Origin of the sequence: Nocardioides sp. QY071 (assembly GCF_029961765.1) — a bacterium.
Taxonomy (GTDB): domain Bacteria; phylum Actinomycetota; class Actinomycetes; order Propionibacteriales; family Nocardioidaceae; genus Nocardioides.
This window is the reverse complement of sequence record NZ_CP124681.1, coordinates 1,925,191-1,939,381: the sequence shown is the minus strand read 5'-3', so window position 1 is coordinate 1,939,381 and position 14,191 is coordinate 1,925,191. Positions and strand designations below refer to the sequence as shown.

The following is a 14,191-nucleotide window of genomic DNA, read 5'->3' as shown; positions in this document are numbered from 1 at the left end:
CCCGGGTCAGACCCGGGCGGTGTCCTTGCTCATCCGCCACGCCGCGCCGGCCACGAACAGCGCGAACCAGGCGACCGCGTTGACGACGGCGTACCAGGGCAGCTCGTGGGTCAGCGGCCACCGGGCGATCTCGGCGACACCGTACATCGGCGTCCAGTAGGCGATCTGTCGGACCGTCTCCGCATAGTTGTCGAGCGGGACGAAGACACCACCGAGGAAGGAGAGGAGGGCCAGGCCGGGACCGAGGATCTGCATGGCGTTCTCGCCGGGGACGACATAGCCGATGAAGACGCCGAGGGCGGCGAAGGTCAGCGTGCAGAAGAGCGTGACGACGGCGCACTCGACCCAGACGTGGGTCGGCATCTGCGCCTTGCCCTGGAGGATGCCCACGAGGTTGACCGCGGCGATCGCGAGTCCGCCCATGACCAGCGCGACGAGGGCCTTCATCAGGATGTAGACGACCGGGTTGAGAGGGGTGAGGCGCAGCTGGCGCGACCAGCCGAGGGAGCGCTCGAGGGCGACCATCGAGCCGCCGGCGGCTGCGGTGAGGGCGGAGCCGTAGAGCGCCATGGAGGCGAGGATGTACGCCGCGACGTTGCCGTCGCCGACCTTGTCCTGCCAGCCGTGCTGGCCGCCGAAGGCGAGGAACATCGCGCCGGGGAAGAGCAGCGTGAAGATGATGGTGCGGCGGTTGCGCAGCATCCGGCGCAGCTCGATGCGCAGCACGGTCGGGTTGAACCCGCCCAGCGGCGGGACCCGGCGGGTGGTCGGGTCGATGGTGCTCGTGGCGCTCGTGCTCATGCGTTGTCTCCTGTCAGGCTGAGGAAGGCCTCTTCGATGCCCTGGGCGGTGATCTCGACGTCGCGGGCGTCGGTCTCGGTCAGCAGGTAGCGGGCGACCGAGTCGCTGTCCTTGGCGTGGATGGTCACCGACTCGCCGCGCAGGTCGACGTGGTCGACGCCGCCCAGCGCGGTGATCGCGGCGACCGCCGTGTTGTCGGCGCCCGGCAGCCAGGCGCGGATCGTGCGTCCCGAGGCGAGCGCCCGGATCTGGGGACCGGTGCCGTCGGCGACGACCCGGCCCTTGCTGATGAGGACGATCCGGTCGGCGTACTGGTCGGCCTCCTCGAGGTAGTGGGTCGCGAACATGACGGTGCGGCCGGTGGCGGCGTCCGCGCGGATCGCGCTCCAGAACGAGCGTCGGCCCTCGACGTCCATGCCGGTCGTGGGCTCGTCGAGGAGCAGCAGAGCCGGGTCCGAGAGCAGCGCCATCGCGAACCGCAACCGCTGCTGCTCACCGCCCGAGCACTTCCCGACCCGGCGCTCGGCGATGCCGCTGATCCCGGCCCGCTCGAGCACCTCGTCCACCGGCCGGGTGTCGGCGAACAGGCTGGCCGTGTAGGCCACGGTCTCGCGCACGGTGAGGTCCTTGAGCAGGCCGCCGGTCTGCATCACGGCCGACACCAGGCCGCGGGCGATCGCCTTGCGCGGCTCGAGGCCGAGCACCTCGACGGTGCCGGTCGTGGGTCGGCTCAGGCCGAGCACCATGTCGATGGTCGTGGTCTTGCCCGCCCCGTTCGGGCCGAGGAAGGCCACGATCTCGCCCGGGTGCAGCTCGAGGTCGATCCCCCGCACCGCCTGCACCTGGCCGAAGTCCTTGGTCACCCCGGCCAGCCGGACCGCCAACAGGTTCGTGGTCGTCGTCATGCTCCCAGCCTCGTCGGCTGCGGGGCCCGGTACCTCTGGCAGTCGTCACGACCGGGGCATGACATCTGTCATGGCCGGCTCGGGAGTTTCACCGGCCGGCCGGTGAAACTGGCACTGGGACGAGGAAGCATCCTCGTCCCAGCGCCAGTTTCGTCGTCCAGGCTCGGGTCGGGTCAGGGCGAGACGGTCGCGGAGATGGTGCCGCGCGCGTCACCGACGTGCACGACGACGCCGCTCGCGCCGGCGAAGTCCCCCAGCACGGCCGCGTCGGGCTCGGTGAGGTCCTGCGCGTCGCCGAGCACCACGCAGGCGTCGACGCCGGTCGAGCCCGAGGCGACGGCCATGGCGACGACGGCCTGGACCGCGGTCAGCTGCAGGGAGGGCAGGTCGACGGTGGCGGCGGCATACGTGCGGCCGTCGGAGTCGCGGACGGCGGCGCCCTCGGCGGCCTGGATGCGGGCCCGGGTGGCGCGGGCGAGGGTGACGAGCTTGTGGTCCTCGGCGGAGAGGTCGGGCATAGGACGAGTGTTCCAGAGCCCGACCGCCCCGGTCCCGCCAGGTCGCGTCAGGCCCCCCGGGTCAGGCCCGGTGCACCCGCTCCCCCGCTACCCAGGTCTCGTGGACAGCGACCCCGGCCAGCTCACCCGGCGGTACGTCGTACGGGTCACGGTCCAGGACGACGAGGTCGGCAAGCTTGCCGGGCTCGAGCGTGCCGCGGTCGTGCTCGAGGTGCACGGAGGTGGCGCTGCCGAGGGTGTAGCCGCGGATCGCCTCGTCCACGGTGACCGCCTCCTCGGGCTGCCAGGGCGTGCCGCCGTCGAGCGGGGCGCGGGTGACGGCGCACTGGACGCCGACCATCGGCTCCATCTCCGCGACGTTCCAGTCGCTGGAGAAGGCGAGCACCGCGCCGTGCTCCTGCAGCGAGCGCAGCGGCCAGGCCTGGTGCCAGCGGGCCTCGCCGACCGCCTCGGCCCAGGCGTGGCCGGGGCCGGCGATCTCCGGGCTCGCGTGACGCGGCTGCATGCACGCGACCACGCCGAGCTCGGCGAACCGGGGCAGGTCGCTGCGCCGCAGGCACTCGACGTGGACGACCTGGTGGCGAGCGTCCCTGGGGCCGTTCGCGGTGCGCGCCGCCTCGACCGCGTCGAGGACCGTCGTGATGCCGCGGTCGCCGGTGGCGTGCACGAACAGCTGGAAGCCCTCCGCGTCGAGGCGGGTGACCAGGTCGGCGAAGACGGCCGGGTCGTAGTAGGTGCGGCCCCGCGTGTCGGGCTCGTTGGCGTACGGCTCGTGCAGCGCCGCGGTGTGCGGCTCGACGACGTCGTCGATGTAGAGCTTGAGCGGCCCGACTCGGATCCGGTCGTCGGCGTACGTCGATGCGAGTGCCTTGAACTCGGCGCGGTCGGCGTCGGTGGTGGTCGGCGGGTGGAACATCGCCAGGACCAGGCGCGGCCCGAGGCGGCCCTCGTCGCGGGCGCGCTCGAACAGGGCGAGGTCGTCGGGCGAGTTCTGCGGTTCGACGACGGTGGTGATGCCGCTGGCGACGGCGAGGTCGAGGCTCGTCAGCAGTCGCTCGTACTGCCGGTCGGTGCTCGCCCACGGCAGGCCGCGCTCCTTCAGCGCGCGCATGCCGGCGCGGGCCAGGCCCTTGACCGCGAAGTCCGCGACGAAGCCGGTGGGCCGACCCCGGTCGTCGAGCTCGGCGGTGCCGAACGGCTGGTCGGCCGCGGTGACGCCGAGGGCCTCGAGGCCCGCGGTGTTGAGCCACAGCGTGTGGACGTCGTAGCTGAACACCGCGGCAGGCCGGTCCGCGACGATGGCGTCGAGCATCGCGGCGGTGGGGTGGGCGCCGTCCTCGAGCCCCGCATAGCCGTAGCCCTCTCCCTCCACCCAGCCCTCGCCCGGGTTGGCTGCGCACCAGTCGCGGAGCCGGCGCGCGACCTCGTCGAGGGTCTCCGCACCGGCCAGCTGGGCGCAGGCGGCGTCGGACCCGAGGCGCACGTGGTTGTGGGCGTCGACGAAGCCGGGCAGGACGGTGCGTCCGGCGAGGTCGACGTTCCGGGCAGCGCGCCGTACGTCGTCCGGCGCGTCGGCGAGGTCGCCCACCCAGGCGATGCGGTCGCCGGCGAGGGCGATGCTGTCGACGACGGTGCGCTCGCCGGCCAGCGGCCGCACGATGCCGCCGGTGAGCAGGGTGTCGATACTCATCGGTCCTCCTTGGCGTCGACCACGAAGTGGGTGTCGCGGCGCGGCTGCAGGTAGAGCTGGTCGTAGGCGAGGGCGGCGAGCACGATGCCGCCGACGATGAGCAGGTCGGCGCGCGCGGACTCGAGCAGCGCGTACCCGACCCCCAGGATCACCAGCACCGACGGGAGCGGCCACAGCGGCATCCGCCAGCCGGGGTGCGGCGTACGGCGGACAGCGAGGCCGGCGAGCGCGAGCAGCAGGTAGACCGCGGAGACGGTGACCGAGGTGACGCCGAGGAGCGACTCGATGTCGACCAGGTAGGCCAGTACGGCACCGGGCAGGCTGATCACGAGGGTGGCGGCGGCCGGGGAGTTGAAGCGTGGGTGCAGCCGGCTCAGCCGCTTGTTGACGGCGTCGGGCCAGGCGCGGTCGCGCGCCGAGGCGTAGATGACGCGGCCGTTCTGGAGCACCATCACGATGACCGCGTTCAGGATCGCGACGGCGATGCCGACGCTGATCGCGGCGGAGACCCGCGAGCCGCCCCAGGCGGTGACGAAGTCCGGGAAGGTGCCGGTCGCCAGGTCGCGCAGGTCCGCGACGCCGAGCACCGTCGCCGCGGTGGGGATCACGATGATCAGCGACCCGATGAACAGCGACCCGAAGACGGCGCGGGCGACATTGCGTCGGGGGTCGATGATCTCCTCGGCCAGGTAGGACGCGGTGCCGAACCCGTTCGCGACGAACATGGCCACGGCGAGGCCGGAGAGGAGGATGCCGAGGGAGAACGGTGCGAGGTGCCCGGCGCCATCGAGCGCCTGGGGGTGCCACAGCGTGCTGACGCTGCGCTCGCTGTGCGTGAAGCCGAGGTAGGCGACGACCGCGGCGGCGAGGGTCTCGATGGCGAGGAAGGCGCTGGTGACGATCGCGTTGGCCTTGATGTCGAGCACCGCGGTTGCGGTGGCGAGCAGCATGACGACGGCACCCGTGGTGGCCCGGTCGAGGCTGAGGACGGGCGCGAGGTAGTCGGCGGTGCCCAGGGCGATCACCGGCGGGATGACGACGAGCGTCGCGCAGGTCAGCACGAAGGTCAGCCAGCCGAGGCGGCGCCCGAGCGTGTGCGTGACCATCGCGTACTCGCCGCCGGAGCTGGGCGTGCGAGTGCCCAGCTCTGCGTAGCAGGCGCCGACGCCCACCGAGACCAGGACGCCGGCCAGGATCGTCAGCACCACGCCCGAGCCCTGGGAGGCCAGCAGCGTCGGCACGATGATGAACAGGCTCGACGCCGGGGTGATGCACGAGATGGTCAGCAGGATCGCGGCCTTGACGCCCAGGACGGGTGTCAGGCCGGCCACCGGCGCGGTGAGCTCGACCGGGTCGACGGGCTCGGAGGGGGAGACAGTGGTCATCGCAACCTCGACTTTGAATGACGTACAAATGTGACGTGGACCACCGTGACTGAACGGTCAGTCAGGGTCAATGGTCGTCCCACCCCTCGGACGTGCCGGCGCCCTCCGCTGCCGTGCGGCGGAGCAGGCTGCGGCAGGATGGCGGCATGCCCGCCTACTGGATCAGCAGCTACCGCGCCATCACCGACGCCGAGAAGATGGCCGCCTACGCCGCCCTGTCCGTCCCGGCACTGACGGCCGCCGGCGGCCGGTTCCTCGCTCGCGGCCTGCCGGAGCAGGTCTACGAGGCCGGACTGCACGAGCGTGCCGTGCTCATCGAGTTCGACAGCGTCGAGGCGGCCCGGGCGGCCCACGACACCCCGGCCTACCAGGAGGCGCTGGCCGCCCTCGGTGACGGTGCCGAGCGCGACATCCGGATCGTCCCGGGCGCCTGAGGCGGCCACGCGTGCGGTCCCTGAGCCTGCGGCTGCGGCTGGGGCGCCCTGAGATCGGCCGGTACGCCGACAGTTTCGGCCTGCCACAGGCGTCCGCGCGGCCCGACGGCCCCACGGTGACCTTCCTCGGCGTCGCGACCCTGCTGTTCGAGGACGGCACCACCGCCGTGCTCACCGACGGCTTCTTCTCCCGGCCCTCCCTCCCCCGCGTCGCACTCGGACGGCTCGCCCCCGACGAGGCGCAGATCGAGGCGACCCTGGCCCGCGCGGGCATCGACCGGGTGGCCGTGGTCGCACCGGTCCACACCCACTTCGACCACGTGATGGACTCCGCCGTCGTGGCGCGGCGCACCGGCGCCCGCCTCGCCGGCGGTACGTCGGTCGCCCAGGTCGGCCGCGGCGGCGGGCTCCCCGACGACCGGATCGACGTGGTCGTGCCGGGCGAGCCGATGACCGTCGGCGGCTTCCGGCTGACCTGGGTCGAGGGCGAGCACTGCCCGCCGGACCGGTACCCGGGCACGATCACGGCGCCCGTCGTACCGCCGGTGAGGACCGACGCCTACCGGTGCGGCGAGGCCTGGTCGATCCTGGTCGAGCACGACAGCGGTCGCAGCGCCCTGGTCCAGGGCAGCGCCGGGTTCCGGCCCGGGGCGCTCGCCGGCCGGCACGCCGACGTCGCCTATCTCGGGATCGGGCAGCTCGGAGTGCAGGACGAGGCGTACATCGCGGAGTACTGGGCCGAGACGGTCGAGGCGGTCGGCGCCCGGCAGGTCGTGCTCATCCACTGGGACGACTTCTTCCGTCCGTTGGACAGGCCCCTGCGGGCGCTGCCGTACCTCGGCGACGACCTGGACGCGACGATGGCTGTGCTCGGTCGCCTCGCGGACGAGCAGCGGGTCGGGCTGCACTTCCCCACCGTGTGGCGGCGCGAGGACCCGTGGGTGCTGCTCGGCCGCTGACAGCTCAGCGATCGACGCGGTCGCAGGGCACCCGCACCCTCCAGTTGGACAGGTCGGGCGCGACCTGGACCACCACGCTCCGGTCCGCGGCTGCACACAGCGTCGAGAACTCGGCGGTCGTCGGCCAGGCCGGCCCCTGGTCGCGTACCACGAGGGCGGGCCGGGCCGCGAGCACCGCGACGGTCAGCACGACGAGGACGACCGCCGCGCTGACGAGGTGGTGCGCGCGGGTCCGGGCCAGGTCCAGGGCGAGCAGGGGCACGGCGAACAGGAAGAGGCCCGACGACGCCGCGTAGCGGAGAAGCCCGCCGGCTCGCCAGTCGTCGCCGCTCCAGCCGGCGAACGTCATCGGATAGGCGTTCGCGGCCAGGCTGGCGCTCCACACCAGGCCGGCGAGGAGGACCAGGCCGACGGCGGCCGTGCGCTGGATGCCGCTGCCGCGTCGCAGCACCAGTGCGAGGGAGACCGCCGCCGGCAGCAGGAGCAGGAAGGCACCCGCCGGGCCCACCTCGTCGACGATCCGGGCCGCGGGCTCGACGGTGTCGGCCCACAGGGCCGAACCGGACTGGCCGGCGAAGCCCACCACGAGCCCGGGGAGCGACCAGTCGATGTCGCCACGCGGCGGGCGTGGGTGCTGCACTGTCGTCACGATCTGGGCGAGGGCACCGAGCAGCAGGCCGGCGCGCGGGAGCCAGCGCAGCCGGTCGCGCCAGCCGACGACCATCAGCGGAGCGAGCAGGACCACGACGACCTCGGTCAGCCCCACCAGGAGCCCGGCGACCGCCCAGGCGAGGGCAGCCGCGCGGGAGGCGGGGCGGTGCAGCACCAGCCAGAACGCGAGCCACAGCCCGAAGCCGTGCAGGTTCGCCAGGTTGCCGAGCACCTCGGCGGCGCCGCCCGGCAGCAGCGCCGGCGCGAGGGCGACCAGGCCGCGGACCCAGCGGTGTTCGATCACGTCCTCGGTGAGCAGCCAGGTCAGCGCACCGACCAGGCCGACCAGGCCCACGGCGGCGAGGGTCAGCGCGACGTCCCACCAGCCGACCGGGACCATGGCGGCGATCAGGTCGGTCACCAGGCGGGGCACGACGTGCAGGTAGCCGTCGTACGACTGCCAGACCGGGGCTCCGTCGAGGCTGCCCTGCAGGAAGATCACGCCGTCCTCGGCCCAGATCCGGTTGCGGGCGCCGACGGGGATCCGCCACCAGCAGTAGGTCGCGCCGGCCACCCAGATCAGGAGCGGGACCGCCGCTCGACGCAGCACAGGCACGGCCCGCATCCTGTCATTCGGCAATCGGCTCGTCCTGCGGAACGCGCGAGATGAGCACGGTGCCGATCTTGTTGCGGCGCCCGGCGGCGTGCTCGGCCTCGAAGCGCAGGCCGTGCGCCTCGACCACCGAGCCCGGGATCGGGACCCGGCCGAGGTGCTTGGCGAGCAGGCCGCCGACGGAGTCGACGTCCTCCTCCTCGATCGTGAAGCCGAAGAGCTCGTCGAGGTCGTCGACCGGGTAGCGCGAGGAGACCCGCACCTTGCTGTGCGGGTCGTCGATGCCGTCACCGAGGTGCTCGACCTCGACCTCGGCCTCGTCGTACTCGTCGGTGATCTCGCCGACGATCTCCTCGAGCAGGTCCTCGATGGTGATCAGGCCGGCGGTGCCGCCGTACTCGTCGACGACGATCGCCACGTGGAGGCGGCGCAGCTGCATCTCGCGCAGCAGGTCGTCGACCGGCTTCGACTCGGGCACCCAGATGGCGGGTCGCATGACCTCCTCGACCTTCTGGGTGAGCTCGACGTCCGGGGCCTCGAAGTCGCGGCGGACGACGTCCTTGAGGTACGCCATGCCGCGCACGTCGTCGAGGTTCTCACCGACGACGGGGACCCGCGAGAAGCCGGAGCGTAGGAACAGCGACATGGTCTGGCGCAGGTTCTTGTGGCACTCGATGTAGACCACGTCGCCGCGCGGGACCATCACCTCGCGCACGGTGGTGTCGCCGAGCTCGAAGACCGAGTGGATCATCTTGCGCTCGTCGGCCTCGATCAGCTCGGAGGCTTCCGCGATGTCGACCAGCTCGCGCAGCTCGGTCTCGGTCTGGAACGGGCCCTCGCGGAAGCCGCGCCCGGGCGTGATCGCGTTGCCGACCAGGATCAGCAGCCGCGGGATCGGGCCCAGCACGGTGGTGAGCGCGGACAGCGGCCAGGCGCACACGGTCGCGACCGTCTCGGCGTGCTGCCTGCCGACGGTGCGGGGCGCGACGCCGATCACGACGAAGGACACCACCAGCATGATCCCGAGGGCCACGCCGGCACGGGCCCACCAGGAGGAGTCGAGCCGGTCGTCGACGTACAGCGTGACGACGACGATGGCCGCGATCTCGCACAGCAGCTGCAGCAGCAGCGCGGTGTTGAGGTGGCGTGGCGCGTCCTCGAGCACGACGACGAGGCGCCGCGCGCCGGCCCTGCCCTCTCCCACCATCTCCTGCGCGCGGGCGCGCGAGAAGCCGGCGAGCGCCGCGTCCGCCGCGGCGAACAGGCCCGCGAGCACCACCAGGACAGCCGCTGCTCCCAGCGGCCACAGACTGTCGGCTATCATGTGGCCGGCTGGGCCCGCCACTGGGCCAGCAGCTGGTCCTGCAGGCCGAACATCACCTTGTGCTCCTCCGGCTCGGCGTGGTCGTAGCCGAGCAGGTGCAGGATGCCGTGGGTGGTGAGCAGCTCGAGCTCGGCGAGGGTGCCGTGGCCGGCCGTCTCGCCCTGTCGCTCGGCGACCGCCGGGCACAGCACGAGGTCGCCGAGCACACCCTCCTCGGGCTCCTCGTTGACCAGGCCGGGCCGCAGCTCGTCCATGGGGAAGGCGAGCACGTCGGTCGGGCCCTCCTTCTCCATCCACTTCTCGTTGAGCTCGGCGATGGTGTCCTCGTCGACCGCCTTGATGCACAGCTCGGCGAGCGGGTGGACGCGCATCTGGTCCATCACGAACCGCGCCAGCTGGGAGAAGTGCTTCACGTCGAGACCGCTTCCGGACTCGTCGAGGATCTCGATGGTCACTCCTGGTCGCCCTTCTTGACGGCCTTCCTGGCCACCTTCTGCGATTCCTTCTTGGCATCGAAGTCGTCGTACGCCGCCACGATCCGCGCCACGAGCTGGTGGCGGACGACGTCGTGGCTGGTCAGCCGTACGAACGCGAGGTCCTCGACGCCGTCGAGGATCTTCTCCACGATGCGTAGGCCCGACGTGGTGCCCGACGGCAGGTCGACCTGGGTGACGTCACCGGTCACCACGATCTTGGAGCCGAACCCGAGCCGGGTCAGGAACATCTTCATCTGCTCGGGCGTGGTGTTCTGCGCCTCGTCGAGGATGATGAAGGAGTCGTTGAGCGAGCGACCGCGCATGTAGGCCAGCGGCGCCACCTCGATGGTCCCGGCGGCCAGCAGCTTAGGCACCGACTCGGGGTCGAGCATGTCGTGCAGCGCGTCGTAGAGCGGGCGCAGGTAGGGGTCGATCTTCTCGCTGAGCGTGCCGGGCAGGTAGCCGAGCCGCTCGCCGGCCTCGACCGCCGGGCGGGTCAGGATGATCCGGTTGACCTGCTTGGCCTGCAGCGCCTGCACGGCCTTGGCCATCGCGAGGTAGGTCTTGCCGGTGCCGGCCGGACCGATGCCGAAGGTGATCGTGTGCTTGTCGATGGTCTCGACGTAGCGCTTCTGGTTGAGCGTCTTGGGCCGGATGGAGCGACCGCGGTTGCTCAGGATGTTGAGCGAGAGGATGTCGGCGGGCCGCTCGGAAGTCGCGGTCTGGACGCGCAGCATCGCCTCGACGCGCTCGACGACCTCGGCGGTGATGCCCTGGCCGGTGCGCAGGATCGCGACCAGCTCGTCGATCAGCTTCTCGGCCAGCTCGATCTCGTGGACGTCACCGGCCAGCGTGATCCGGTTGCCCCGGACGTGGATCGTGACGCCGAGCCGCTTCTCGATGATGCCGAGGTGCTCGTCGCCCGGCCCGAACAGGGTCACCATGTCGATGCTGTTGGGCACGACCACCGTGTGACGGGTGGGTGCCGGGCGCGTGGCTGCGGGGACGGTGGCGTTGGGGAGTGAGTCGGTCATGGATGCCCGAGGACGGGCGGCCTTTCAGGGACGACGATGCGGCCTCTCCATGGTACGTGGCGGGGCCGTGCCGCGCCCACTCGTTTGCGCAGGCGCGGTGGGGTCCGGCTCAGCCGGGCGGCCAGCCCATCGGACGCCCGGCGAGCACGTGGCAGTGGGTGTGGAAGACCGTCTGCCCGACGCCGGCACCGGTGTTGAAGACGAGCCGGTAGTCGTCGTACCCCTCACCGGTGGCGACACTGCGCGCGGTGGTGGCGATCTCGGCGAACATCGAGGCGTCGGCGGTGGCCGAGGCGGCGGCGTTCGGCTCGTGGTCGCGCGGCACCACGAGGACGTGCAGGGGTGCCTGCGGGTTGATGTCGCGGAAGGCGACCGTGCGCTCGCCGGTGTGGACGATCTCGGCCGGGATGTCACCGGCGACGATCTTGCAGAACAGGCAGTCGGGATCCGTCACGAGCCCCACCCTAGGACCTCGCGCGCTGCCGGCTCACCACTCCCACCGCACGCCGAGGTAGCCGGGCCCGAAGGCGGTCTGCCGGTAGTGCACGCTGGTCCCGCCGGCGAGCTCGACCGGCCAGCTGTGGCTCAGCCCGCCCTCGGAGAAGTACACCCAGCACCGCGAAGGAGTCCGGTCGGCGTGGAACCGCACCCAGACCAGGGCTTCCTCGAGACGCTGCTCGGCGGCCAACGCGTAGTCGGTCTCCAGGTCCAGCCCGTCGGTCGTCGCCTCGATCTCGGTCACCGTCGACTCGCCCAGTGCGAGCGGCCGCTCGAAGACCAGCCGTGAGCCGCGGATGCCGTTCTCGACGTCGTAGGTCTCCTCGATCGTGCATCCGGCGACCGCGGTCATGACGACGGCGTTCTCCTGGGTCCCGACGTCGGGGCCGACGAACAGGGTGACGCCATCGACGCCCTCTCGGTCGGCGACGACGACCTGACGGACCCGCGCCCGGAGGATCTCGCCCCGAGCTCCCACGTCGACCACGAGGTGGGAGGAGACCCGGCAGACGTCCTCCTCCCCGATCACCGACTCGACCGCGGGGTCGCCCAGGAGCTCGTCGAAGGGCTCGACCGCGCCGACGCGCCGACGCAGCCGGCCGGACAGCCGCCGGCTCAGGGCGCCGTCCTCGAGGCCGAGGAGGGCCTCCAGCTCGGGGATCGCCTCGAGCGAGGCGGCACGTTCGGGCTCGCGCTGCCCGGAGCGCCAGTAGGACAGCGCGGTGAGGGACACGGGGTGGCCGCGCGCGGCGAGCCGGTCGCGCAGGTGGGTCAGCGTGGCGCCACGACGCTCCATCGCGGCCCCCAGGGCCTCGGCGAAGGTGGTCGGAGCGGTCCCGGAACGGTCTGCCACGCCGCCCATGGTGCATCATCCGAGCCGCTGCATCGGAGAGGATCGAGGCATGACCTTCCCCCGCACCCTCGTCGCCGCCGGCGCCGTCCTCGCCCTGGGCGTGCTGGCCGGTTGCGGTGACGACGACCCTGCCGCCGAGCCGACGCCCAACGCGCCGACGTCCGATGTCGCCACCGGCAGCGCCACCGGCAGCGCCGCTGGGACGCCGTCGGCGACCGGCAGCCCGGACGACGAGGCGTCGGCCGTGCCGGCGTACTACGCGGGCGAGACGCCGCAGGGCGACCGGCTCTACCGCGAGTTCATCCAGGTCGCCGGCGCCGACCGGCTGGTCGCGACCGCCGCCGCGGTCACCAGCGGCGACCCGGTCGATCCCGACTACCGCACGCTGTGGCCGAAGGGCCGGTTCGCGTCGGTGACGAGGTCCGCGGACGCGATCGAGGTCGGCCTGGCCGACGACACCTGGCTCACGGGCGGCTCGCTGCAGCCCGCCCGGGCGAAGCTCGCCGTCCAGCAGCTCGTCTACTCCCTGCAGGGAGCGGTCGGCGAGCGGCTCCCGCTCCGGGTGACGTACGACGGCAAGCCGGCCGCCACCCTGCTCGGAGTGCCCGTCGGTGACGGCCTGAGAGCCGCTCCCGAGCTCGACGTCCTGGCCCTGGTCAACGTCACCGAGCCCGCGGAGGGCACCGCGGTCAGCGACACCTTCACCGCCTCCGGCCGCGCCAGCTCCTTCGAGGCGACGGTGCCCTGGGAGATCCAGGACTCCTCGGGCAAGGTCGTCCTCGAGAACTCCGCCATGGCGGACGGCTGGATCGACAAGCTCTGGCCGTGGACCACGCAGGTCGACGTGAGCGAGCTGCCGCCGGGCAGCTACACCTTCGTCGCCCGCACCGACGACCCGTCGGGCGGCGAGGGCGGCGGGCCGACCGAGGACACGAAGCGGATCACGGTCGAGTGAGGTTCTCGCGGCGCCGGCTGAACCGGACGCTCCTGCTGCGCCAGCACCTGCTCGAGCGGGTGACGATGGAGGCGGCCGCGATGGTCGGGCACCTGGTCGGGCTGCAGGCGCAGGAGCCGCTGTCGCCGTACCTCTCCCTCGCGGCGCGGCTCACCGACCTCGACCCACACGCCGTGAGCGCGGCGATCGAGGACCGCTCGCTGGTGCGGATCCTCAGCCTGCGCGACACCGTCCACCTCCACCTGCCCGCCGACGCGGTCACCCTGCCCGTGTGGGCGGCGCCGGTGCGCGAGCGTGAGATGAAGGTGAGCCAGTCGATCGGTACGGCGCGCGAGGTCGACCGCGCGGCCTTCTCGGCCGCCGTCCGCGAGGTCCTGGCCGACGGCCCGCTCCCCCAGCGCCAGCTCGGCGCGGCGCTCGCCGAGCGGTTCCCCGCCTACACCGCCACCCAGCTGGGTCAGGTCGCCCGGGTCGCCGAGGTGCTCGTCCAGCTGCCCCCGCGCGGCTGCTGGAAGCCGACCGGGTCGACCGCCGTCGCCTACGACCACGCCGAGCGCTGGACCGACCTGCCCCTGGCCGCGCCCGACGTACCGTCCCTCGTGCGTCGCTACCTCGCGGCCTTCGGCCCCGGCACCGCCGCCGACGTCACGGCCTGGTCCGGCATCACCCGCCTGGGGCCGGTCGTCAAGGCGATGGACGACCTCGAGGTGCACGAGGACGAGGACGGCAAGGCGCTGTACGACGTACCGGGCGCCCCCATCGCCGACGAGGACGCGCCCGCGCCCGTGCGGCTGCTCGGCAACTACGACAACGTCTGGCTCTCCCACGCCGGTCGCGACCGGGTGACCGCACCCGAGCACCGCCGGCTGTGGATGGGCGTCAACGGCGCCCAGGCCCTGTCGATCTACGCCGACGGCTGGCTGGCCGGCCTGTGGCGGGTCGAGGACGGCCGGGTCGTGGTCGTCGAGCTGGTCCGGGAGCTGACCCGGTCCGAGCGCGCCGGGCTGGACGAGGAGATCGGGCGGGTCGAGGCGCTGCTGGCCCGCTGAGTTGTTGCGGTTTGGGACCAAACCGCAACATTTCGGGCCATCCAGC

15 protein-coding genes are annotated in these 14,191 nt (G+C 72.5%); 4 read left to right on the top strand and 11 right to left on the bottom strand.

What is annotated here, in order from left to right:
* Nucleotides 1-6: 6 nt before the first annotated feature.
* The 5 genes from QI633_RS09310 to QI633_RS09290 form a co-directional block, all read right to left on the bottom strand.
* Nucleotides 7-801, bottom strand: a complete 795-nt coding sequence (locus QI633_RS09310) for an ABC transporter permease (protein ID WP_141799417.1) — start codon at nt 799-801, stop codon at nt 7-9.
* Nucleotides 798-1,706 carry an ABC transporter ATP-binding protein gene (locus tag QI633_RS09305; RefSeq protein ID WP_141799418.1) on the bottom strand — a complete coding sequence of 303 codons (909 nt, stop codon included), beginning with the start codon at nt 1,704-1,706 and terminating at the stop codon, nt 798-800. Before QI633_RS09305 ends, QI633_RS09310 begins: the two co-directional genes overlap by 4 nt.
* Before the next feature lie 173 nt (nt 1,707-1,879).
* Nucleotides 1,880-2,224, bottom strand: a complete 345-nt coding sequence (locus QI633_RS09300; protein ID WP_282428774.1) for a cytidine deaminase — start codon at nt 2,222-2,224, stop codon at nt 1,880-1,882.
* Between the two features lie 61 nt (nt 2,225-2,285).
* The gene (locus QI633_RS09295) at nt 2,286-3,914 is read right to left on the bottom strand and encodes an amidohydrolase (RefSeq protein WP_282428773.1); all 1,629 of its coding nucleotides are present in this window, start codon (nt 3,912-3,914) and stop codon (nt 2,286-2,288) included.
* On the bottom strand, nt 3,911-5,299 hold the full coding sequence (locus QI633_RS09290; RefSeq protein WP_282428772.1) for an APC family permease: 1,389 nt from the start codon (nt 5,297-5,299) through the stop codon (nt 3,911-3,913). Before QI633_RS09290 ends, QI633_RS09295 begins: the two co-directional genes overlap by 4 nt.
* A 146-nt stretch (nt 5,300-5,445) precedes the next feature.
* Between QI633_RS09290 and QI633_RS09285 the strand changes: the two genes are divergently transcribed.
* Together QI633_RS09285 and QI633_RS09280 are read left to right on the top strand one after the other, a co-directional pair.
* A complete protein-coding gene (locus QI633_RS09285) occupies nt 5,446-5,733 on the top strand; it encodes a DUF1330 domain-containing protein (protein WP_282428771.1) in 288 nt (95 codons plus the stop codon).
* Nucleotides 5,734-5,744: 11 nt separating this feature from the next.
* Entirely contained in the window at nt 5,745-6,692 is a 948-nt protein-coding gene (locus QI633_RS09280; RefSeq protein WP_282428770.1) for an MBL fold metallo-hydrolase, read from the top strand.
* A gap of 4 nt (nt 6,693-6,696) precedes the next feature.
* Here the strand turns inward: QI633_RS09280 and QI633_RS09275 are convergent, their stop codons facing one another.
* From QI633_RS09275 to QI633_RS09250, 6 genes are all read right to left on the bottom strand, one after another.
* On the bottom strand, nt 6,697-7,959 hold the full coding sequence (locus QI633_RS09275) for a hypothetical protein (protein WP_141799423.1): 1,263 nt from the start codon (nt 7,957-7,959) through the stop codon (nt 6,697-6,699).
* A 13-nt stretch (nt 7,960-7,972) separates the two neighbouring features.
* Entirely contained in the window at nt 7,973-9,280 is a 1,308-nt protein-coding gene (locus QI633_RS09270; protein WP_141799424.1) for a hemolysin family protein, read from the bottom strand.
* Complete coding sequence (ybeY, locus tag QI633_RS09265; RefSeq protein WP_141799425.1) at nt 9,277-9,735, bottom strand: rRNA maturation RNase YbeY; 459 nt, start codon at nt 9,733-9,735, stop codon at nt 9,277-9,279. Before ybeY ends, QI633_RS09270 begins: the two co-directional genes overlap by 4 nt.
* Complete coding sequence (locus QI633_RS09260; RefSeq protein WP_141799426.1) at nt 9,732-10,790, bottom strand: PhoH family protein; 1,059 nt, start codon at nt 10,788-10,790, stop codon at nt 9,732-9,734. Before QI633_RS09260 ends, ybeY begins: the two co-directional genes overlap by 4 nt.
* 109 nt (nt 10,791-10,899) lie before the next feature.
* Nucleotides 10,900-11,244, bottom strand: a complete 345-nt coding sequence (locus QI633_RS09255; protein WP_282428769.1) for an HIT domain-containing protein — start codon at nt 11,242-11,244, stop codon at nt 10,900-10,902.
* Nucleotides 11,245-11,277: 33 nt separating this feature from the next.
* Nucleotides 11,278-12,141: a hypothetical protein gene (locus QI633_RS09250; RefSeq protein WP_282428768.1), complete on the bottom strand. Its 864-nt coding sequence runs from the start codon at nt 12,139-12,141 to the stop codon at nt 11,278-11,280.
* Nucleotides 12,142-12,190: 49 nt separating this feature from the next.
* Between QI633_RS09250 and QI633_RS09245 the strand changes: the two genes are divergently transcribed.
* Nucleotides 12,191-13,096 (top strand): Gmad2 immunoglobulin-like domain-containing protein, encoded by a 906-nt coding sequence (locus QI633_RS09245; RefSeq protein WP_160158285.1) that lies wholly within the window; start codon nt 12,191-12,193, stop codon nt 13,094-13,096.
* A complete protein-coding gene (locus QI633_RS09240; RefSeq protein ID WP_282428767.1) occupies nt 13,093-14,145 on the top strand; it encodes a winged helix DNA-binding domain-containing protein in 1,053 nt (350 codons plus the stop codon). The genes QI633_RS09245 and QI633_RS09240 overlap by 4 nt, the downstream gene beginning before the upstream one ends.
* Nucleotides 14,146-14,191 lie beyond the last annotated feature (46 nt).